This window comes from Marispirochaeta aestuarii, from assembly GCF_002087085.1.
Lineage (GTDB): Bacteria > Spirochaetota > Spirochaetia > JC444 > Marispirochaetaceae > Marispirochaeta > Marispirochaeta aestuarii.
Genome location: NZ_MWQY01000019.1, coordinates 1 through 20609 on the forward strand (window position 1 = coordinate 1; position 20609 = coordinate 20609).

A 20609-nucleotide genomic window follows, 5' to 3' on the forward strand; every position below is an offset into this window, starting at 1 on the left:
ATAAAAATTTACCTATCGCTCTTCGAGCCGACTGCCTGTGCATAACTATGTGCGCCGGCCCTGGGATAATATGATCTGGAAGCACCGGCGGCTTTGGTATAAACTACATGCTATGAAACGAGCCTGCGGATCCTGCCTGTACCCTGCTCCGGTGAGCCTTCTTCTTGTACTGGTACTGTTTACTGCCCTTTCTTCAGACCTGTATGCCCAGACAGCAGCGGGACCTGCTGCCGCGGAGTCCCTGTCGGTAACCGCCGACCAGCGTGCGGCCCTGGCGGGAGAGATATCCCAGCTCAGAATCCTGCCCCCAGCCCTGGTACAGAGCAGCTTCGCGCAGGTTCCCCGGCATCGTTTTATCTCGGGATCCCCCCAGGCCCTGGCCTATACCAACAGCCCCCTGCCCCTCGGGGCCGGTGCATTGATACCCAGCCCGGAGGAACATGCCAGGATGATTGCCGCGGCGGGAGACCTTTCGGGCACGTCGGTTCTGGTTGCAGGACCGGAATCGGGGTATCTTGCAGCCCTGGTTTCCAGAATAGCCGGGAAGGTTGTTCAGGTTGAGTTTCTCCCTTCCCGGGCCCAAAGTTTTACAGACCTCTTTGTGGAACTGGGTTACGACAATATTGAAGTAGTAAGCGGAAAGGAGCTTCTTGAGCAGGATACGGTGAACCGCTACGACAGGATTCTTCTGGCCTACGGAACGGAGAATATTCCGCTCCCCCTGATAGCCCGGCTCAGCCAGTCGGGTACCCTGGTGGCGGTTCTCAGCTATCAGCAGGGAGAACAGCTCCTGGTCGAGTACCGCAGGGTGCGTAACGGCGCCTCTCTTCGCGTTGTGGATCGGGTGTTTTTTCCGGCGGAATGATTATTTTCGCAGGTTCATGGAGCCCTGGCGCCGGGCTTTTTCGATCTTCTCCATCTTGCGGTAGTACTTGGCCTGCTTTTCGATCTCTTCTATGTCGGAAACATAGACATGATTATCCACGATCTTTACCTTGGAATTCTGAAAGAGTTTCTGTAAAACCAGATTCAGTTCTTCCTTCGGAAGGCCCACCATGTTGCCCAGTTCCCTGGGACCAAGATCGAAGGTATAGGCCTCCGAGGAGATGGGGATCCTCAGTTTTTCAAGCTGAATAAGAAGAGCGTCATAGAGCCGTCCCACAGGGTCGGAGAGCTGGGTATTGGCAAGCTGCTTGTAGATGAACCAGATGCGCTCGGAGAGGATCTGGGTAAGTTTCGAAATCAGCTGGGGTTGATTGGAGACCATGCGGGTAAAGTTGGCCTTGTTTACAGCCATAAGGACCGTATCCTCATGAGCAATGGCCGAGGCGGAACGGGGCTTGTCTTCCAGCAGGGACATCTCCCCGAACATGTCACCGGCCTTCAGAAGCGCCAGCATGACCTCGTTGTCATTCTGGATCTTGGTGATTTTGACACTTCCCTTCTGGATTATGTACATCTCTTTTCCAGGCTGAGCTTCGGAAAAGATCATGGTGTTCTTCGGGTAACTCCGGGTGAACTCCTCACCCTGGATGTCCAGATACACCGCCTTGGCGTAGGGTTGTATCTTTGCCATCCTCTCCTTGGCAAGGTTGACGTTCTGTCCCCTGGGAGAGTTGACGATATACTGGTGATAGGCGTAATAGGCCAGATTGTACTGACTCTGGCGGGCGTAATACTCGGCAACCCGAAAAAGATGAGCGATGTCCTCGGAATCGCCGCTTTTCAGGGTAAGACGGGCAAGAGCGGCATCCAGATAGCGCATCTTTTTAGAGAACTGCTGAATAATCTTCATGGCCACCGGAGCGTTCCGCTCTATCAGAAGCCCGTACTGCTCCCGACGCACGGCTATGAGGGTGACATCAGTTATGGCCTGGGCGGTTTCAATGTGGCTGTGGGACGACATTGTCGAAACGACACCGAAAAAATCTCCCGGTGCGAGGATGTTTCCTCCTTCTTCTTCGACAACCTCAACCTCTTTGCTGATACTTACCTTACCGGAGCGAATTATATAGAAGCAATCTGCTTTCTGCTTCCCCTCGACAATTATATAAGCTCCCTTTTTAAAGTTGACCAGCGACAGCTGTAAAGGATTATTCATATCGCTCCCGGTTCATATGCTACGATAAAGTATATGGCCCGCGCTATTGCTTTGTCAACGCCGACCGGCAATCCTAGTTTCGGTCAAAAGGGGCTAAAAATGAAGCTGTCTACCAGCGGTCGATCACCCGTACCGGAAACCAGCGACTCTGGTAGGAAGAAATGTTCCCCACTGCCTCCTCGTGGATTGTCTGAAGGCTGTAAATGCGGCTTTTTACATTCAGCCTGCTGCCTGGATCGGTGGGCCTCAGTTCAATAATACCACGGGAGAAGGCAATTCTCCGGTTATCCACATTGGCAAAGTAATATTCCTGCGGGTCGTCCACCTCCGGTTCTTCCCCATATCCTCCATCGCCGATAAAAGGATCCGACGGAACCCAGCCGAAGCCGGGTACGTAAAACTCGACCCAGTAATGAAAGGACGTCGTGCTGTCACCGAAAATGTAGCAGCCGCTTATTATACGCGCCGGGACTCCCGAGGCTCTCAGCATTGCGGTATACAGACGGGCATAATCAAAGGAATCACCCTGCCTGTTCTCCAGGAATAGAGCGACCGTATCGTTCCCTGCGGCGGAAGGGGCAAAGTCTCTCGTTATGACCCGGAAGATGTTCCGCGCCTTCAAATAGGGATTGGATTCCCTGCCGATTGCCCGGGCGGACATGGTTTCAATCTCCCGGGTCGCCGAAGGAACATAGGAGTCGGGAGAGGTGTAGACCCGGTACAGGCGCCAGTCCCTGTCGTATTCACTGATTATCCGGGAGGGTACGATCCTCGTTTCCAGGGCGGTCCGGTCAAGCCAGTAGGTGACGGACACCGTATAGCGCCTCCAGGGTTCCAGCTCCTGCAGCCGGTATCTGGCAACGCCGTTGTAATCCTCCCACAGGGGAATGGGATCCCGGACGGCCTCCAGATTATCCTGGGTAGGGGATTTCATAACATTGGGGATCCAGAGGTTCAGGGAGTTCCCGGGAGAAGCATCCGCTTCTTCTATTTCAACGGTATAGTTGATCTGGTACCCCCGCTTCTCCCTGAGTATGCGGTCTCCCGCCAGATCGGTAACCTCAAAATAGAGGGCATTGCTTACCCCCCTGTCGGTTAGCACCCGGATACTGCCGGAGGTGGCGTTATCCGGAACCCTGACCTCGATGGCCTGATCCTCCCAGCTTTCGTAATCGAAGTCGGCGAGACTGCATATAATACCCCGGTCTATGACCTCCCGTCCCTGATCATTCTGGGCGATGGTGGAGGAAAAATAGACTCTGCCGCTGCCCTGTTCCGAGCCGAAGTTCAATCCCCGGATACTGACTACAGAACCGATGGGGCCGCCGGGGTTGTCAAGGGAGGCGACATAGGGCATCCCCGGGGCCGCCGGACCGGAGAGCTGTTTCGGAATATGCCGGCTGTTGGTAAAGAGAACAGAGTTACTGGCTTTATTCCCGATCCTCACGTACAGCTTGCCGGATCCCACGTCCTCCGGAATCCGTACGCTGATACGGTTTTCCGTCCACTCCACATAAGAGGTGGAGTTCGGCCTGGTTCCTGCAAAGATAACCTCTGCACCGTTGCGCTCAGTTCCAAAGTGCTCGCCGCTTATTACAAGTACCTTTCCCGGGGCACCCACCTCGGGGGTGATACTCTCGATACGGGGAGACTGTTCAATCATCTGGGATGAAAATACATACAATCCGATCAGAAGCAGGAGGAAGAGAACAGGCAAACTGCGCTGGTCCTTTAACAGGTTCTTAAGAGGGGTAAATACAGCCACGACACCACCAAGTTTATCGGTTTTTCTGGAGTTGAGTATAGCGGTCTACGGTTATTTCTATTTCGATTATATACGCGGTCTTCTCGGTTTTCTCATTCAGCCCCAGGGGAAAAAAGATTGCACTCTCTCCCAGGGCGATGGGGATACTGGTCATGCCGGAATAGTATTTTACATCCCTGGGCCTGTTCCGGTTATACCAGACCTCCCCCTGGGCCACAAGAAGGACCTTGTCCTCCCCCTGAAGGTAGGGAGTCAGATGCGAAATGGCAAGGACATTCCCGCCCTCAAGACGAATGTCCACGGTCCGGCCGGAGATGGTATAGGCTTTATTCTCCATCTCCCACAGAAGTTCTCCGCTGCCGGAGAGGAGCCTGGCATGGAAATCCAGATACAGTACCTGGCGAAGCAGGTCTTCCCCGCTCCCTCCCTCCTGGGCAGTGCCGAGCATCGGGAACAGCAACATCAGAGCAAGAACAAGAAATCCCGTGGGCCTCAAGTTATTCTCCCTGGCGATAATCCGCTGCCCGCAGCAGCTGCGGTTCCCCCAGAACAAGGAAGACCGGCTCCTCGGGGAGTTGTATCGTTATATTAAGGCTCTTTTCGTGTCTGGACAGATACTCCAGGAGTTCTTCCGTGCTGGTGAACTGGTGGTCCTCCGGGATTGCGGCAACCGCTCCTCCCTGGTCCATATAGCCCCCGGTCCACAGCATCATTGTACCAGCGCCCATAACCAGGCATAAGACCGCAATCAGGGCCATGGTCGGTACAGGTATCTTTACGACCCTGAAGGGAAAGGGGTGATAGGTCCTTTGTTCGCAGGAAGACCGAACCCCCCGCCAGACGCGGTGCCGGGCTGTCTCAAGGGCATCTTCGACAACAGAATCCCCGGTATGCATGATACGGGTTAATCCCCGCAACTGACTGACTTCCCGGGAACAGGCCGGGCAGTTTTCCATATGGGAGCCCAGGGTCTCATTCCAGCCCTGTTCCAGTTCGCCGTCGATATAGGCGGATATTGTTTCTTTATCAGGACACATCAATTCCCTCCTGATCCAGATATTGCTGAAGCTGGTTTCTGGCCCGGAAGATCCGGACTTTTACGTTTCCCTCGGTTATACGAAGAATTTTTCCGATTTCCTTGTAGCTCAAGCCGCCATACTCCTTGAGAATAATGGGAGATCGCAGACGGGGAGGAAGTTTTTCCAGGGCCTCCCTGACCATACGGGACGTCTCCCTTCGCAAGTACTCCTCTTCGCCGCCGGGCATCCGCGGTTGAGGTTCGTTGAATACTTTGACATTGGCCTTCTGTTCGCGTCCCTTGCGCTTCTGGTAATTGAAACTGAGATTCTTGACAACTCGAATAAGCCAATATTTCGCATCATCTATCGTTTTCAGGGGAGTCGCCCGGTTGAAATATCGAATGAAGGCTTCCTGACACAGGTCTTCTGTAGCGATCTTATCACCGGTTATATGATACGCCACCCGAAAAAGAACGGGAAAGACTTCCTTGTACACCCGCTCGAAGGATTCGGCGTGTTGCGCTTCGTGACTCATCTCTTAAACAACTCTCCACCCTGAAGGTTACACCTCGGCAGGTTTCACCACCGTCCCTTCGGAGGTGTCTTTGAGTACAAGTCCCTTACTGCTGAAATAGTCACGGATTTCATCCGCCCTGGCAAAATTCTTCTCCTTTCTTGCGGTGTTGCGCTCTTCAAGAAGGGACTTCTCTTCAGCGGAAAGCACATACTCACCGGGAGCCTTGACCTCACACAGCCGGAGTCCCAGAACCTGGTCAAAATCGTATAGAAGGGTCAGCGCTTCTTCCCCGGCGAGCTCCTTATCCTTCATAAGCGTCCATACCGTAGCCAGGGCACGGGGAGTGTTCAGATCAGCTTCAAGATCACTTCGAAAGGCTTCACGATACGCCATGCCCCGTTCCGACAGGGCGCTGACATCTCCGGCCGCAGCACCGGATCCCAGAAGCTCCCGGATTCTTTCCACAAGGGAGATACGGGCGGAGCGGGCGCTTTTAAGGTTATCGAAGGAGAAGCGCAGCTGTGTGCGGTAATGGGCCCCGAGAAGGAAGTAGCGATAATCCAGAGGATCGTAGCCCTCGTCAATAAGGGACTGAAGGGTAAGAAATCCTCCCTTGGATTTTGACATTTTTCCCGAATCCATGAGCAGAAACTCGTTATGCAGCCAGTAGCGGACCCACTGCTTTCCCGTTGCGGCTTCTGACTGGGCAATCTCGTTGGTGTGGTGGACCGGTATATGGTCTATGCCGCCGCAGTGAATATCGAACTGTTCTCCCAGGTACTTCATGCTCATCGCGGAACACTCGATGTGCCATCCCGGATACCCCCGTCCCCAGGGAGAATCCCAGAGCATGATATGGTTCTCGTACTTCGACTGGGTAAACCAGAGCACAAAATCCCGGGGGTGACGCTTGTTTTCGTCAACATCCACCCGGGCCCCGGCCTGCTGTTCCTGCCGGTCAAGCAGAGCCATTCTGCCGTAATCGGTGAATTTCGAGGTGTCAAAATAGACGTTTCCCCCGGCAGTATAGGTAAAGCCCTTTTCCTCAAGCCGTCTGATAAGGGCGATCATATCGTCGACGTGTTCGGTTGCCGCGCATGCAACGGAGGGGCGTCGGATATTGAGACGGTCGGTATCCTGGAAAAAGGCGTCGGTGTAGAATTGTGCAATATCCCACACGCTTCTGCCGCTTTCCCGGGAGCGCTTGACCATTTTATCCTCACCTTCGTCGCCGTCATCGGTCAAATGACCGACATCGGTAATGTTCATCACGTGCTCAACGCTGTATCCAAGATATTCAAGGGTCCTCCGGAGAACATCCTCGAATACATAGGCCCGGAGGTTCCCTATATGGGCATAGTTATAGACTGTAGGACCGCAGGCGTAGAACGAGACGGTCTTGTCCTTCAGGGGTATGAACTCTTCCAGGGTCCGGGTATAGGAGTTGAAAAACTGAAGTGCCATGAAGATACCGTCCTTGTGGGAAACACCCCGTATGGAATAATCCGGCCAAAACAGGGTAGAATATGACGATGAATAATGTACGTCATTCAGCGGAAAGAATCAACATCGAAGGCTCAATCGAGTTCGACGTACCCATGGCCCCCTACACGTCCTTCCGGGTCGGCGGACCGGCAGAGATTTTCATACACCCGAAAAACTGGCAGGACGTTCAGCGTGCCATGGTGTGGGCGGACACACAAGGCCTTTCCTTTTTTCTCCTTGGCGGCGGGGCAAATATCCTTGTAGCCGATGAAGGGATTCCCGGCGTTGTTGTTCATACCCGCAGTCTCAATGGAATCGAAATTGACGGGTCCCTCGTAACAGCGGAAGCGGGGGCGGAGATTTCCCTGGTGGCGGAGAGTGCCGCCGGCGCGGATCTCACGGGGCTGGAGTTTATCTTTCGCATGCCCGGAAGCGTGGGCGGAGCAGTCTGGATGAATGCCCGCTGCTACGGCGTCTCCCTGAACGAACGCCTTGCATGGGTGGACCTCATCGACACGGACGGGAGGCCCGGACGCTATCATCCCCGGGAGGAGGACTTTGCCTATAAAAAGTCCCCGTTTCAGGAAGGACGGCCCGTTATTACCCGCGCAGGATTCACACTGAAACCGGGGAGTCCCGAAAAAATCCGCGCCCTCATGGATGAACACGCCCGGGACAGGGAGTCCAAGGGACATTTTCGCTATCCCAGTGCGGGTTCGGTTTTCAAGAACGACAGAGCCTTCGGTATGCCCACGGGCAAACTGATCGATACGGCAGGACTCAAGGGAAAGCGCATCGGAGGGGCCATGATAGCCCCGTTTCATGGTAACATAATAGTGAACACGGGCTCCGCCACGGCTTCTGACATTCTGGCCCTGATACGACTGGCGGAAGAAAAGGTGGACGAAATTTTCGGCTTCAGGCTGGAGAGGGAAGTCCTCCTGGTGGGAGCCTGGAGCAGATAAAAGGAAGGCACACAATGCGGGATCTGAACGAAATACTCTCTGAACAGCCCCATACCCCCGCGCAGCTCAACGAACTGCTCGCAGGAATTCCCCTGGCGGAGCTGATAGACCAGTGGGACAGTCTTGAGGAGGAGCAGAAAAAGGAGGTTTTTCACGCCCTGGACCGGGAAGACAAGGGAGACCTGCTGATCTCGCTGCCGGCGTCGGAACAGGCGGCCCTTACGGAGATGATCGGAGATGGGGATTTCAAGGACCTGCTGCAGGACATGGAACCCGACGACCTGGTGGACTTTATTCAGGCCGCCTCCTCGGAGGTGCGTAAAACCCTCTGGAGAAAACTGAGCCCCGAATCAAAACGGGAAATCCTCTATCTGCTGCGTTTTGACGAAGACGACGCGGCGGGTCTGATGACTCCCCGCTTTCTGGCGGTTCAGTCCCACATAAGCGTTTCCCAGGCCCTTCATTTTCTGCGCCGCAACGCCAAGAAGGTGGAAATGGTCTATTACATCTATGTGGTGGACAAGGAGCGCCGCCTCCAGGGGGTCTGTTCCCTCAAGGACATCCTGACAGCCCCGGATGACGCGATTATAGAAAACGTAATGGAAAGGGAAATAATCGCGGTGCGGGAAGATACCGACCAGGAGGAGGTCGCGAAAATCCTTGAAACCTACGATGTCATGGCCCTTCCCGTTGTGAACAGCCAGAATGCCCTGCTGGGTATCATCACCTTCGATGACATTATCGATGTTATACGGGAAGAGCAGACCGAGGACGTTTACAAAATGGGAGCCATGGAGGGAGGTCTCGACCGTTACCTGGACAGCTCTATAGTGGCTCTGGTCAAAAAGCGGGTCCCCTGGCTGATAATCCTGCTGCTGGTGGGCACCATAACCACCAATGTGGTCCATCATTACGAATCCCTGGTCATAGGAGCAGCCTTTCTGTTTGTTTTCATGCCCGTCATAACCCAGACCGGAGGTAATACGGGCAGTCAGTCATCGACCCTGATGATCCGCGGTCTTGCAACGGGGGAGATCCATTTTCGCGACATCGGAACTGTCATGCTCAAGGAGATCCTGGTTGGGCTGATTATGGGTTTTGTAACCGGGGGTGTGATAATCCTGCGCAGCTATCTTCTGCCGCCGGGAATTCCCCTCTTCGATGCCGCGGTAATTGGAGTCAGTCTTACCTTTGTGGTGGTATTTTCAACCTTCATCGGAGCCCTGGCACCCCTTGTAATTCACCGCATGGGTTTCGACCCCACGGTAATGTCCGCGCCTCTGATGGCCACGGTTATAGACGTCTGCGGACTGACGATATATTTTGAGACTGCCCGGATTTTTCTGGGCCTGTAGAAGGACTCAAAGGAATAAAAGAGAGACGAGCGGATGAATCAGAAAGAAAAAGAACAGATACTGCGAAACGAGCTCGAGGCGGTCCTCGAGGGGGGTAACGCCCACGACGGCTGGCAGCATAAACTGAAAAACTTTCCCCCGGATAAGATAAACAGCGGACTTCCCGGACTGCGCACCCCTGTCAGGACCCTGTTGACGCCCTGGACCCTTCTGGTCCATATGAGAATCTGCGTAAAGGATATCCTGGATTTTATTCAAATGAGGGACTACAGTCCCCTTCCTTTTCCCGAGGGATATTGGCCCGCGGAAGAGAAGGCCCCGTCACCGGAGGAGTGGAACAGGGAACTGGAAGGTTTTGCCCTGTTGATGGCCGAAGCTGTCCAGCTGGTCCGGGACCTGAAAACGGACCTTTTCTCACCCCTGCCCCACGCGCCGGAATATTCGGTCTACCGGGAACTGCTGCTCATTGCCGACCACAATGCCTATCATCTCGGACAACTGGGACTTTTTGAGGATCTCTAGGCCTCCGGACCTTTACATGCCGTCGATAATCTCGTATGTGTCCCTGGCGATCTGCAGCTCTTCGTTGGTGGGTACAACGCAGATCGCGGTCTTTGAGTAATCCGCGGAGATTACCCCCTGGCGGTTTCCGTTTTCCCGGTTCCTTTCATCATCCAGGATTATCCCGAGACTCTCGAGACGGTGGCAGATCCGTTCCCGCATCTTTACGGAGTTTTCGCCGATACCCCCGGTAAAGACAAGGATGTCCGTCCGTACCATGTTGGCGGCAAAGGCGCCTATGTACTTGCGAATGCGATAGGCATAAACATCCAGGGCTTCCCGGCACTGCTTGTTCCCCGAGGCTGCGGCCTCCTCAATATCCCGCATATCATTGGATATTCCCGAGAGTCCCAGCATGCCGCTCTCCTTGTTGAGAATGCGGTTAAGGTCCTCCTTGGAGAAGCCCCGCTCCATCAGATAGAATAGAATCTGCGGATCGATATCTCCCGATCTGGTTCCCATGACCACCCCTTCCAAAGGAGTAAATCCCATGGAGGTGTCCATGGATTTACCGTTGGCGATGGCGGTGATGGAGGCTCCGTTTCCCAGATGGCAGGAGATGACATTGGTGTTGGAAGGGTGCCGCTTCATCAGTTTTATGGCTTCCCCGGATACATACCGATGGCTTGTTCCGTGAAAACCGTAGCGGCGTATACGGTATTTATCGTAAAACTCCCTGGGCAGGCCGTAGAGATAGGCCGCAGGAGAAAGAGTCTGATGAAAAGCCGTATCGAAGACCGCCACCTGAGTGCAGTCCGGAAGCTGATTCATGGCTTCACGGATACCGATAAGGTTGGCGGGATTATGCAGGGGGGCAAGTTCTATGTTCTTTTCGATGGCGGCGATCACCTTGTCATCGATGGTGACGGAGGTGGAATACTCCTCGCCCCCGTGTACCACCCGGTGTCCCACACCGTGGATCTCCGCCATGGAGGAGATAAGGCCTGCCTCCCCGTCGATAAGGGCGCTTTTAAGGTGCTCCATTGCCGCTTTATGGTCCGGCATGGGTGCATTGCTGTCGTAAACCTTGCCGTCGGGACGTTTCTGACAGATATGACCCATATCCTGCCCGATCCGTTCAATCAGCCCTTTCCCGATGCTCTCCCTGTCGGGCATACGGTAAACCTCGTATTTTATCGATGAACTGCCGCAGTTTATTACAAGGATTGTGTGCATCAGAGGGCTCCTTCATAATTTGGTCTTACCAATTATAGACGGCAAACAGAAAAACTGCAACGTATTTTGTACCGGGCACCTTCAATTTAGTTCACATCCCCCCGAAACGGAAGCTTCGTCCTCCCGAAATGGAGAAGCTGAAGCCCGACTCCCCCATGGAAAAACCGGCCCCGGTTTCCCAGTCATCAAAAATCAGAGCCAGGTCGGCTTTCATGAAAAAAAAACTCTCCTCCGGGGGCTCGCAGGACTCTTTTTCCCGGGAGATACCGGAAATGAAGGAGAGATCCAGGGGAAGTCTGCGCAGACTGAATCCTGCCCTAGCCTCTTCCAGCACATCATAGCTTACCAGGTAAGTGCCTCCCGCACAGAGACGGGTTCTCCAGGCGGCAAAGGTCCAGGGAAGGGAAAATGCAAGATTACCCGACATGGATTCCTCCCAGGTATAGAGACCCTCATCCCTTTTTACCAGCAGATCCCGGGTAATCTCTCCCGAAAAGGCTGTGAACACCCAGGCGGCGCCCCCCTCCAGGCTGAAACGAAGGTCCGCCGGTTCCGCGCCACTGAGGGGTGGATGATCGAGGCGGACACTGCTCCTTACCAGCCCCTTTACCGGATACACCGGTAAAATCAGCAGATCAAAGGCGGAGGAAAGATTATAGGGACTCAGACGATTCCGGGGACTGCGATAGTTCCTGTCCAGGCAGGAAAGGGCGAATCTGGTACTCAGGAGGGAGGAATCATAGAGAAGGGAGCCCCGCAGATAGCCCCCGGCGGGTTGTACACGATGCAGAGAGGCCCCGGCGAAACATGAAAGACCCGCGTGTTCCCCTTTAAGGATGAGCCGTAATCCTCCAAGCAGGAGCTCACCCTCGACCGGGACCCCCTCCCTTTGAATCCACTCATCATCCGGATCTTCCGGAATCTCAGAAAAAGAGCCGACCCCGGCCAGGCGGAGCCAGGGAAAAGGCGCAAACTCCGCTTCGATGCCCAGTTCCGGCAGCTTACCCTCCCCTTCAAGCATGGAAAACTGGATGATCCCCGGCAGTCCCAGAACAAGGGCTTCGCGGGAGGCCGGCGACCAGCTCCTCTGCAGTGAAAATGAAGGAGCATCACTGTACTTTGCAGAGGATGCAGTCTGGGCTCCGGGCTTGATAAGCTCCTGCAGGGGGCCGCGGACCGTCAGGGAACCCAGGGCCGCCCAGGGCAGGGCGAGTCCTCCGGAAAAGGAATATCCGCCCTCCTTTTCCCGGACTGCCACAAGGCCGGCACTGAGTCTGCGATAATCCGCGGTAATTCTTCCCGCAGCTTCCCCGGGCTCCTCATAGCGGCCGGCAATCTGTACATGTACAGATGAATCCTCGGCTGCCAGGGGGGAGCACAGACAGATCAGCATACCGAAAAAAGAGCGGAACTTCATACAGGATAAAACCGTCCGTCTGCCTCTTTGATTCTACTTACTGTAAAAAATCCCGTATTCAGGCATACTTGAAAGCCGCAGGGAGTTCGTTTACACTCAAAGGAAGAACCACTTTATACACCAACGCAAAGTATCATTTTTTTTCGGAGGATTATTTTGACTATTCTTACCTTGAACTGCGGCTCCTCGTCGGTAAAGTATCAGCTCTACGACTGGGACAATAAAGTCATACTCGCCGCCGGTATCGTCGAAAGGGTTACCCAGCCCGGATCAGTAATTGAACACCGGAGTACCGGTAAAGAGGAAATCACCCGGGAACACGCATGTCCCACCCACAAGGAAGCCATCCAGCTCATCCTCGAAACCCTGGTTGATTCCGAGTACGGCGCCCTTTCGTCCATCGATGAGATCAGAGCCGTGGGGCACCGGGTTGTTCACGGCGGCGAGAAGTTCGCCCGCTCAGTAGTAGTGGACGGGCACGTCCTTGATTCCTTCAAGGCGATTCAGGACCTCGCTCCCCTGCACAACCCGGCAAACATCCTGGGGATAACCTCCGCACAGGAGGTAATGCCGAATATTCCCCACTGCGCGATTATGGACACAGCATGGCACCAGACCATGCCCAAAACCTCCTACATGTACGCCCTTCCCTACAAATGGTACGAGGATCATGCCGTACGGCGCTACGGTTTTCACGGAACCTCCTTTCTCTACTGCGCGAAGCGGGCCGCCGTTCTCCTGGGAAAGGACCCCTTTGAAACGAACGTCATAATCGCCCACATCGGTAACGGATCCTCCATTAACGCGGTAAAGAACGGCGTCTCCGTGGACACATCCATGGGTCTGACTCCCCTGGAGGGACTGATCATGGGCACCCGCTCCGGCGATATCGATCCCGCCATCCCCTTCTTCATGATGAAAAAACTCGGGCTCAGCCCCGACGAGATGGAGACGATCCTGAACAAGAAGAGCGGCGTTCTGGGAATCACGGAGAAGTATGTTGACCGCCGGGACATCGAGATGGCCGCCGCAGATGGTGACAAAAAAGCGCAGCTTTCCATCGATATGGAATCCTACCGCCTCAAGAAGTACGTCGGTGCCTACGCCGCGGCCCTTGGCCGGGTGGACGCCCTGGTCTTTACCGCCGGCGTTGGCGAACGGGGACCCCAGGTACGGGAGAGGGTCTGCAAGGAGATGGAGCACCTGGGCATCAAGGTCGATATGAACAAGAACACCGCATCCATGACCAGGTACGCCGAAACCGAGCTTTCCACCCCGGATTCACCGGTCAAGGTATTCGTAATTCCCACCGACGAAGAGCTGGTCATGACAGAGGACACCTATGCCCTTCTGGAGGGGACCTACAAGGACCACACCGAGTACACCTACTACTTCCAGAATCCCAATTACGTCAACAAATCCCGCCAGGAAGCTCTCAAGAAGGACCTTGCCAAGCGGCCCGGGCTGGACAAGATTCTGGTTTATCCTCCAAAAAAGTAGAAGAGTCTGCAATTGTCATATTCACCGCCGGTCAAACGCCGGCGGTTTTTTTATATCCGGGCAGATCTAAAAAACGCGGTATTCCTGTTGCAGGCAGGGCGGAGGGATTTATACTATTGACGATCCCATCCTGCTGGTATACATTAAATTTAACCATCTGGTTAGTTTTCTCTTGAAGTAAAGGAGCAGTAGTAGTGGCAAAAACACCGGAGAGAGGTTCTCCTGACGCAACTGCCCGGGAGAAATCACCCGATTCAAGAAACCGGATACTCACGGCGGCGGAAAAACTTTTTGCAGATAAAGGTTTCAGCGGCGCACGGGTGGATGACATAGCCAGACAGGCACGGGTAAACAAGGCTCTGATCTACTACTACTTCAAAAGCAAGGAAGACATCCTGGAAGAGCTTATGGAGACGCTGATCAACGAAGCCATGGAGGTGGTCAACGGTATCGTGCCCCGGGACTTCTCCCTTGAGTCTCTCTCTTCTCCGGAAGAGCGTGAAAAGATCATGCAGCCCCTCTTCGGCTTTCTCCGCAAGAGGGCGAACCTCCTGAAAATACTCCTCGCCGAATCCCTGAAAGAGTCTTCCCATAATGAAACGGTATTCCGGCTTATTTCCGCCATTGTGGAGCGTCAGAACGAGTTCTTCAGACGGTTCAACATGCCCGCTCCCAACGAGGAAAACAAAGCTCATCAAATTGTCGGAGAGTTTTTTACCGGCTTGCTTCCTCTGGCCGGCTACTTTGCCATGGAGGAACGCTGGAGCGCCTTTCTTGATATATCCCGGGACCAGCTGTGGGATATTTTCCTGAAATCCTTTATCAGTTCCCATGTCAGCTACACCATCGAAGGTATAGCAAAGGGCTGAAAGGTTGAAATTTCCCCTTGACTTAACTAAACAGTTAGTATAATACTATAAATATAACTAACTATTTGGTTAAGGATGTGTTTATGGCCCTTCTGCAAAGACCGGGGGAAATACTGACCCTTCAGATAATCCGGAAAAAATGGTGGATTATCGGTGTTTCTGCGGCGCTTCTGCTGCTCAGTCTGTTTTTCTCCCAGAGGATCCTTATACGAACCCAGTTAAAGGACCTGCTTCCCGAATCCAACCAGCGGGTCACCAGCTACAACAGAATCAGCGAGCTTTTCAGCACCAGCTCGATAATCCTCAGCTTCGAAGGAGACAGCAGAACGGAAATACTGCGGGCTGCCCGGGATGCCAGGGACTATTTGGAGCATGACCCGGGTATCTCGCCTTTTATAGAGACAATCCAGCTGGAATTGCCTGGTGATTTTATTGAACGCTGGGGACTCTACATGCAGAAGGCCGATGATATTCGCCGCAGCCGGGATATGTTTTCCAGGTTGAATCTGCTCCCCTTTATAGAGGCCCTGAACGATAATCTCGAAGCCAGCTACACCGGAGACTCTGCCGAAGAGGAGATCCTGACCAATCAGGATGAATGGGAAATGGTCGGGACGATGTCGAACATGGAACGCGCATTACTGCTCCTCCGGGATTACCTGGAAAACCCCGATACCGGAACCCCGGCGGAAAGGGCCGAAGAACTGGCTGCCATCCTGGCCATAGGCGACACCTATACCTTTGACCCGGAAGGCACAATGCTTCTTATGACCCTGGTGCCGTCATTTTCGATATCCGACTACGACAGACTGCTCAGCATGATGCCGGAATTCCGGCGGGTGTTCGGGGAGATTACCAGGCGTCATCCGGGGGTCCGGATCGGTTATACCGGGGACCTGACCAGAGAGTTCGACGAACAGGCGGCATTGAGCTTCGACCTGCTGGTTCCCAGTCTGATTGCACTGCTTCTGATCCTTATTCTGTTTGTCTTCTCCTTTCAGCAGATACGGGCGGTGCTCCTTGCCCTTATATCCCTCGTCGTCGGAATTCTTTTCGACGTGGGGATAATCGGCATTACCCTCAGGGAGTTGAACATCCTGACAACCTCCTTCGCGGTTATTCTGATCGGCCTTGGAATCGATTTTGCCATCCATGTTATCTCAAACTTCACCGACTATCGCGGCCGGGGCATGGATGAGGAGGATGCCATGACGGAGACCTTTAAAAAAGCCGGAGGATCCATTCTTATCGGCGGAATTACCACGGCCATTGCATTTTTCATGCTGATGTTTTCAGACTCCAGGGCAATCAGCCAGTTTGGTTTTATCGCAGGCTGCGGAATCCTTACATGCCTGGCCTCGACATTGATTCTGCTTCCGGCGCTGCTGCTTGTGTTCGGTGCAAAACAGAATCAGACAAACCATACGTACATTATCGATTACCGCTTTCTCGGTTCCCTGGGAGGATTCTGCCGGAAACGCAGAATCCCGGTGCTTGCGGCGTCAATCATAGTTGCAGCGCTCCTTGCCGTCAGTGCCGCCGGAAACAGGGTTGAATACAATATCGAGAACCTGACGGTTACCGACTCCCCCTCCTCGATCACCGAAAACCGTATCCGAGAAAAATTCAACCTCTCCCCCCAGGCGAGCATGACGACGGCCGCATCCATCGAGGAGGCCCGGGATTTGAGTGATACTCTGAAACAGGAGTTTCTGGTGGCCAGAGTAAGTTCGGTTGCGGATTTTATCCCCTCTCCCGGGGAGTCGCAAGAGCGCCTTAAAGAACTGTCGCTGTTTCGACAGGATCCGCCCGGCTACCGGAAGGAGTACCGCTACGATAACGAAGGGCTGGATAATCTTGTGTATGAGATACAGAGGCTTGAATGGAACATGATCGAGATCGGAGATCTGTCGGTCGCCAATCTCGGAGAAGAGAACATGATTCTGAAGAAACGGAATTCCATGATTCGCGAGATCTTCGGCGCCGAAGTCGGCCGTCCCGGCAGAGAGGTTTTTCAGAAGCTCATCAATACTCTGGAAGCTGACCGGGACAGAAGCATGCGGCTCCTGGAAAGACTGGATACCCATTTTGCCCCGGCAATGCTGAAGCTCCTGCAGCCCATGATGCAGACAGTACGGCCCATGGAGATAAGGGATATTCCGGAAAGTTACAGCCGTGAATTAATAAGCCGGGACGGGAAACAGTTCCTGATATCCATTCAGCCCACCGAAGCTGTTGCCAGGGAGGCGGAGTTCATGAGCTTCGACCGCAGGATGGCAGAAATCAATCCCGCCATTACCGGAACCGTACAGATGGCCATAGACTGGACCCGGGAGATGGTTACAGAATCCCGGAGAGCATCAGTCTACGTTTTTGCCGCCATCCTTCTCCTGCTGCTCCTGACATTCCGAAAGCTCCTTCCCACTCTGATTGCCGCACTTTTTCTGCTGATCTCCCTGGTCATCATGTTCGGACTCTTCCCCATTCTGGGTATTCGGCTGAACCTGATGAGCGTGCTTGCGCTGCCCATGATTATCGGAATGGGAATAGACTACGCGGTCCATATTATTCACCGCTACATGCTGGAAGGGGACATCGAAACAACCATGACCTGGTCAGGCAAGGCAGTCCTTCTTTCGGGAGTAACAACCGGGTTCGGATTCGGTTCCCTGGCACTCTTCGGCAGCATGGCGGCTGTTTCCAGTTTTGGCGAGGCCCTTTTTATCGGGGTCATGGTCTGTCTGGTCCTTACATTAACATTTTTACCCGCGGTCTCGGGATTTCCTGCTCTTTTAGGCCGCGGCAATCAAAACACAATCGGGAGGCAGTGAAATGAGTAAAATGAAAGCGCTGTTCGCGATGCTGGTATGTGCATCCGCGGTATGGCCGGAAACAGCTCTGGAGATTATACGCAGGGTAGACGAAAGACAGTATTCGAAAACATCGGAACAGACGATGCTGATGAGGGTATACCCGAGCATGGCGAGCGATTCAGGTCTTCGGGAGTTCAGGATCTCCAGTGTCAGCAGGGGAAATGACGAGACCTTCATGGTGTTCGAGGAACCCCGGACCATCAAGGGAATGAAAATCCTCTCCAGGGGTGACGATCGCTGGGTACATTTTCCATCCACCGGACGGGTACGCAAGATAGTCGGAGAATCGAAAAAACAGTCCGTACAGGGAGTAGGCGGCGACTTTTCCTATGAGGATCTGGGGGGCGGAACCCTGGAAGAGGACTACCGTACACGCCTGGTGGATGAGTCGGGATCAATGTACATAATAGAAGGCATCCCTGTTCAGGACGATTCCGCCTATACCCGGGTTGTGTTCGAGATCGAGAAAGGGAGCTACAGGATACTGAAGATGGAATTTCACACGGAAAAAGAAGGTCACCTTAAGGACCTGTTTTTCAGGGACTATACAGTCATGGGGGGCAGGGAAATCGCCGGCAGCATGGAGATGATCAACCTCGAGAGGGAACGCAGGACGAGGGTCCTGATCCTTGAAGCACGTTTCGACAGAGCTGTTGATGAAAAGCTTTTCAATCCCACCCGTTTCTACCGCTGACAGGGGAGAATCGGATGAGATGCTGCAGAAAGACCTGCGGACTCCTGTGTGTGCTCCTGATTGCCCTCGCCTTTTCGGGCTGGGGGGATCCCTCTTCCCCCGAGATCTACGGTTACCTGGAAAGCGGAACAGGCCTGACCAGTTATACCGACGACGATTCCGCCGACACGTGGAAGCCGGGGGCCTATACCAGGCTCCGTTTAAAAGGAGACTGGGAACCGGAGGAGAGACTGCGCTTCCATCTTGAGACGGAGTGGACAACGCTTCATGGAACGGATAGTCCGGATTTCAGCGCCGGACGTCTTGGCCTTGACAGCCTCAGCGGCTGGGAAGCCTCGGATACCGGGGAGCTGCAGGTCGAGCATGCCTGGGGACTCCTTGACCTGGGGAACTTTGACCTCCAGGCTGGAAAGATTCCCCTGGCCTGGGGAACAGCCTATGTGTTTAATCCCAGCGCACGGGTAAATCCTGCGGATTCCCTGAATCCCGGGGGGGACGAAGAAACTCCGGGTATAACGGGGATCAGCTCTTCCATCTACCTGAAGAATGGAGTTACACTTTCGACATACCTGGCGGCGGAGGACCGGGGAAGAAAGGCTGACCCGGATATGATTGCGCATAATGCCGCAAATATCCCCTGGGGAACACGGATCAGAGGTTTTGCCGGTCCCTTCGACCTTTCTCTGGGAATCCTTCGGGAGATTCTGTATGATACCCGGACCTCAGGCTACGAACGCCCCCTCTGGCTCAGCTCCGACGGTGTCGGCACTATCGCCGGAATAAATCTCTACTGGGAAGCAGCCCTCTGCATCAGCGATCCTTCGGGGGATCCTGCTGATGGTTCCTGGGATTTTAAGGATAATCTGGAATTTGCGGCGGGTTTCCATGCCCTGCCGTCCGTGCTGCAGGGAGTGGAAGTCCGGGGAGAGTATTTTTTCCAGGGCACAGGCAGCAGCCGCGAAAGCGGGTATGAGGTGCTGCCGGTACTGGAGGGAACCAGGAAAGTCATGGGGAGGCATTACCTCTTCGGCTACCTGGAAAAACGCTTTTTTGACTATCATCTTGTATCCTGCGGTTCAGTACTGAACACAGGGGACCTCTCAGGGGCGGTTTTTTCCGAATACAGCTGGGAGCTTACGGCAAACAGCAGATTCTCCCTGGGATCGATTATGTATTACGGCAGCGGGGAGTTTCAGGGGCTTATTGACCTGTCAATTCTCGGGACCGGAACAGGTTCCGTGGATATGGCAGGAAACCGGATATACGCTGAGCTCCGGATAAGCTTCTGATACGAAAGACCGCGTTCACCCCCGGGCAATCAGCAAAACATCATCTCATGGGTTTCGGAAGTACCGTAACCCTCTATCTCTTCCCGGAAAAGCCCCTTCCCCGTCATGGCGGCACGGACAATACGTCTGTTAAAAGCATGGGTATCAGGACTGTTCAGAAACTCCTCCACGGGCATCCAGAGACACTCGAAAATCTCCCTGCTGTCCGGAATAATCTCGAAAGAGAGGGCTTTCAGACGGCAGACAAAATAGATATCCGACTTGTCGTAGCGGTAACCGTGCCAGTGGCGAAAGCACGCGGTATAGAGGAATTCAGTCCGTATGCCCGTTTCCTCAAGGACCTCCCTGACCACTGCTTCGGCGATGTGCTCACCCTGCTCCAGGGCGCCGCCGGGGAGCTTGTAATGCCGTTTCGATCTGAGGTGATAGCGCTCGGAGACCACCAGAAGACGATTATCTCCGTCCAGAACCACACCGCCGGCCCCGATATAGTGGGTGGCATAGGGCGGGATAATAGAGCCCGGTATCAGGGTCAGGGTCATGTGAAGATACTCAGGCTCCGCGTGATGATAGACAAAGCCCCTCTGGGCAGCGACAGGCACAAGAGATGCCAGGGGAAGGGGCAGCGTAAGCCAGACCACCTTTATGTTCCGGCTGTTCAACTCTTTTATAACTGCGTCAAGCGTACGGGTAAACACCCCGGGGTTGTCAGGCAGGGAGACAGGATCGATTACAGCCCCGCCGAAGGGATTCAGCTCATAGGAAAGTACACACATGGGAGCTACCATAACCGGAAGTCAGACATAAATACAAGCATTGACACTGCACCCCCTTCCGGTTATTTTATTTTCATACACCTTGGGGTGCCGGAATTGGCCGGCTGAGAGGGGGGCCCGCAAAGTCCCCGACCCACGAACCTGATCCGGATAATGCCGGCGTAGGAAAGCGTGAGGTTGATTCTTCCATCATCCAATCATACATACCTACCCAACCGGATCTCAAAACCACTGTCCGATCCTGAAG

General features: G+C 54.1%; 18 protein-coding genes and 1 riboswitch. Of the genes, 9 read left to right on the top strand and 9 right to left on the bottom strand.

Translation table 11 applies throughout. The annotated features are described in order from the left end of the window. Nucleotides 1-112 precede the first annotated feature (112 nt). Nucleotides 113-865 carry a protein-L-isoaspartate O-methyltransferase family protein gene (locus B4O97_RS15245; RefSeq protein WP_158084329.1) on the top strand — a complete coding sequence of 251 codons (753 nt, stop codon included), beginning with the start codon at nt 113-115 and terminating at the stop codon, nt 863-865. Here B4O97_RS15245 and B4O97_RS15250 read toward each other — a convergent pair whose 3' ends face one another. The 6 genes from B4O97_RS15250 to cysS all read right to left on the bottom strand — a co-directional run bounded on the left by B4O97_RS15250 (nt 866) and on the right by cysS (nt 6866). Beyond that, nucleotides 866-2101, bottom strand: a complete 1236-nt coding sequence (locus B4O97_RS15250; protein WP_083052135.1) for a Crp/Fnr family transcriptional regulator — start codon at nt 2099-2101, stop codon at nt 866-868. A gap of 109 nt (nt 2102-2210) precedes the next feature. After that, nucleotides 2211-3866 carry a transglutaminase domain-containing protein gene (locus tag B4O97_RS15255; RefSeq protein WP_083052137.1) on the bottom strand — a complete coding sequence of 552 codons (1656 nt, stop codon included), beginning with the start codon at nt 3864-3866 and terminating at the stop codon, nt 2211-2213. Between the two features lie 13 nt (nt 3867-3879). Further along, nucleotides 3880-4419 (bottom strand): hypothetical protein, encoded by a 540-nt coding sequence (locus tag B4O97_RS15260; RefSeq protein ID WP_143305736.1) that lies wholly within the window; start codon nt 4417-4419, stop codon nt 3880-3882. Further along, on the bottom strand, nt 4364-4903 hold the full coding sequence (locus B4O97_RS15265) for an anti-sigma factor family protein (RefSeq protein ID WP_083052140.1): 540 nt from the start codon (nt 4901-4903) through the stop codon (nt 4364-4366). The genes B4O97_RS15260 and B4O97_RS15265 overlap by 56 nt, the downstream gene beginning before the upstream one ends. Continuing rightward, nucleotides 4893-5420, bottom strand: a complete 528-nt coding sequence (locus B4O97_RS15270) for an RNA polymerase sigma factor (RefSeq protein WP_083052141.1) — start codon at nt 5418-5420, stop codon at nt 4893-4895. The genes B4O97_RS15265 and B4O97_RS15270 overlap by 11 nt, the downstream gene beginning before the upstream one ends. A gap of 27 nt (nt 5421-5447) precedes the next feature. Then, nucleotides 5448-6866, bottom strand: a complete 1419-nt coding sequence (gene cysS, locus B4O97_RS15275; protein WP_083052143.1) for a cysteine--tRNA ligase — start codon at nt 6864-6866, stop codon at nt 5448-5450. Nucleotides 6867-6934: 68 nt separating this feature from the next. On the opposite strand from cysS, the gene murB reads away from it, so the two are divergent. Genes murB through B4O97_RS15290 form a run of 3 tightly spaced genes read left to right on the top strand, consistent with a single transcriptional unit; the run spans nt 6935 to nt 9729 of the window. Beyond that, complete coding sequence (gene murB, locus B4O97_RS15280) at nt 6935-7852, top strand: UDP-N-acetylmuramate dehydrogenase (protein ID WP_158084330.1); 918 nt, start codon at nt 6935-6937, stop codon at nt 7850-7852. A 14-nt stretch (nt 7853-7866) separates the two neighbouring features. Further along, complete coding sequence (mgtE, locus tag B4O97_RS15285) at nt 7867-9207, top strand: magnesium transporter (protein WP_083052146.1); 1341 nt, start codon at nt 7867-7869, stop codon at nt 9205-9207. Between the two features lie 33 nt (nt 9208-9240). Next, nucleotides 9241-9729 (top strand): DinB family protein, encoded by a 489-nt coding sequence (locus B4O97_RS15290; RefSeq protein ID WP_083052147.1) that lies wholly within the window; start codon nt 9241-9243, stop codon nt 9727-9729. Between the two features lie 12 nt (nt 9730-9741). Here B4O97_RS15290 and B4O97_RS15295 read toward each other — a convergent pair whose 3' ends face one another. Both B4O97_RS15295 and B4O97_RS15300 read right to left on the bottom strand, forming a co-directional pair. Further along, entirely contained in the window at nt 9742-10944 is a 1203-nt protein-coding gene (locus tag B4O97_RS15295; protein WP_083052149.1) for an acetate/propionate family kinase, read from the bottom strand. A gap of 91 nt (nt 10945-11035) precedes the next feature. Beyond that, entirely contained in the window at nt 11036-12361 is a 1326-nt protein-coding gene (locus B4O97_RS15300) for a hypothetical protein (protein ID WP_083052157.1), read from the bottom strand. 156 nt (nt 12362-12517) lie between these two features. Between B4O97_RS15300 and B4O97_RS15305 the strand changes: the two genes are divergently transcribed. The 5 genes from B4O97_RS15305 (at nt 12518) to B4O97_RS15325 (ending at nt 19586) form a co-directional block, all read left to right on the top strand. Continuing rightward, nucleotides 12518-13861: an acetate kinase gene (locus B4O97_RS15305; protein WP_083052158.1), complete on the top strand. Its 1344-nt coding sequence runs from the start codon at nt 12518-12520 to the stop codon at nt 13859-13861. A 194-nt stretch (nt 13862-14055) separates the two neighbouring features. Further along, a complete protein-coding gene (locus B4O97_RS15310; RefSeq protein WP_083052160.1) occupies nt 14056-14730 on the top strand; it encodes a TetR/AcrR family transcriptional regulator in 675 nt (224 codons plus the stop codon). 83 nt (nt 14731-14813) lie between these two features. Continuing rightward, the gene (locus tag B4O97_RS15315) at nt 14814-17561 is read left to right on the top strand and encodes an efflux RND transporter permease subunit (protein ID WP_083052161.1); all 2748 of its coding nucleotides are present in this window, start codon (nt 14814-14816) and stop codon (nt 17559-17561) included. 1 nt (nt 17562) lies between these two features. Next, nucleotides 17563-18297, top strand: coding sequence for an outer membrane lipoprotein-sorting protein (locus tag B4O97_RS15320; RefSeq protein ID WP_083052163.1), 735 nt, complete (start codon nt 17563-17565; stop codon nt 18295-18297). Between the two features lie 14 nt (nt 18298-18311). Continuing rightward, nucleotides 18312-19586, top strand: a complete 1275-nt coding sequence (locus B4O97_RS15325) for a hypothetical protein (RefSeq protein WP_083052164.1) — start codon at nt 18312-18314, stop codon at nt 19584-19586. Between the two features lie 29 nt (nt 19587-19615). On the opposite strand, the gene B4O97_RS15330 is transcribed toward B4O97_RS15325, so the two are convergent. Continuing rightward, nucleotides 19616-20362 carry an NUDIX domain-containing protein gene (locus B4O97_RS15330; protein ID WP_158084331.1) on the bottom strand — a complete coding sequence of 249 codons (747 nt, stop codon included), beginning with the start codon at nt 20360-20362 and terminating at the stop codon, nt 19616-19618. 73 nt (nt 20363-20435) lie between these two features. Next, nucleotides 20436-20548: riboswitch (TPP riboswitch) on the top strand. Nucleotides 20549-20609 lie beyond the last annotated feature (61 nt).

What these genes read in the sequence shown, in the direction of transcription:
- B4O97_RS15250 (WP_083052135.1), bottom strand. Translation starts at nt 2,101, where the DNA reads ATGAATAATCCTTTACAGCTGTCGCTGGTCAACTTTAAAAAGGGAGCT.
- B4O97_RS15315 (WP_083052161.1), top strand. Translation starts at nt 14,814, where the DNA reads ATGGCCCTTCTGCAAAGACCGGGGGAAATACTGACCCTTCAGATAATC.
- B4O97_RS15320 (WP_083052163.1), top strand. Translation starts at nt 17,563, where the DNA reads ATGAGTAAAATGAAAGCGCTGTTCGCGATGCTGGTATGTGCATCCGCG.
- B4O97_RS15270 (WP_083052141.1), bottom strand. Translation starts at nt 5,420, where the DNA reads ATGAGTCACGAAGCGCAACACGCCGAATCCTTCGAGCGGGTGTACAAG.
- murB (WP_158084330.1), top strand. Translation starts at nt 6,935, where the DNA reads ATGAATAATGTACGTCATTCAGCGGAAAGAATCAACATCGAAGGCTCA.
- B4O97_RS15300 (WP_083052157.1), bottom strand. Translation starts at nt 12,361, where the DNA reads ATGAAGTTCCGCTCTTTTTTCGGTATGCTGATCTGTCTGTGCTCCCCC.
- B4O97_RS15245 (WP_158084329.1), top strand. Translation starts at nt 113, where the DNA reads ATGAAACGAGCCTGCGGATCCTGCCTGTACCCTGCTCCGGTGAGCCTT.
- mgtE (WP_083052146.1), top strand. Translation starts at nt 7,867, where the DNA reads ATGCGGGATCTGAACGAAATACTCTCTGAACAGCCCCATACCCCCGCG.
- B4O97_RS15325 (WP_083052164.1), top strand. Translation starts at nt 18,312, where the DNA reads ATGAGATGCTGCAGAAAGACCTGCGGACTCCTGTGTGTGCTCCTGATT.
- B4O97_RS15265 (WP_083052140.1), bottom strand. Translation starts at nt 4,903, where the DNA reads ATGTGTCCTGATAAAGAAACAATATCCGCCTATATCGACGGCGAACTG.
- cysS (WP_083052143.1), bottom strand. Translation starts at nt 6,866, where the DNA reads ATGGCACTTCAGTTTTTCAACTCCTATACCCGGACCCTGGAAGAGTTC.
- B4O97_RS15290 (WP_083052147.1), top strand. Translation starts at nt 9,241, where the DNA reads ATGAATCAGAAAGAAAAAGAACAGATACTGCGAAACGAGCTCGAGGCG.
- B4O97_RS15330 (WP_158084331.1), bottom strand. Translation starts at nt 20,362, where the DNA reads ATGTGTGTACTTTCCTATGAGCTGAATCCCTTCGGCGGGGCTGTAATC.
- B4O97_RS15295 (WP_083052149.1), bottom strand. Translation starts at nt 10,944, where the DNA reads ATGCACACAATCCTTGTAATAAACTGCGGCAGTTCATCGATAAAATAC.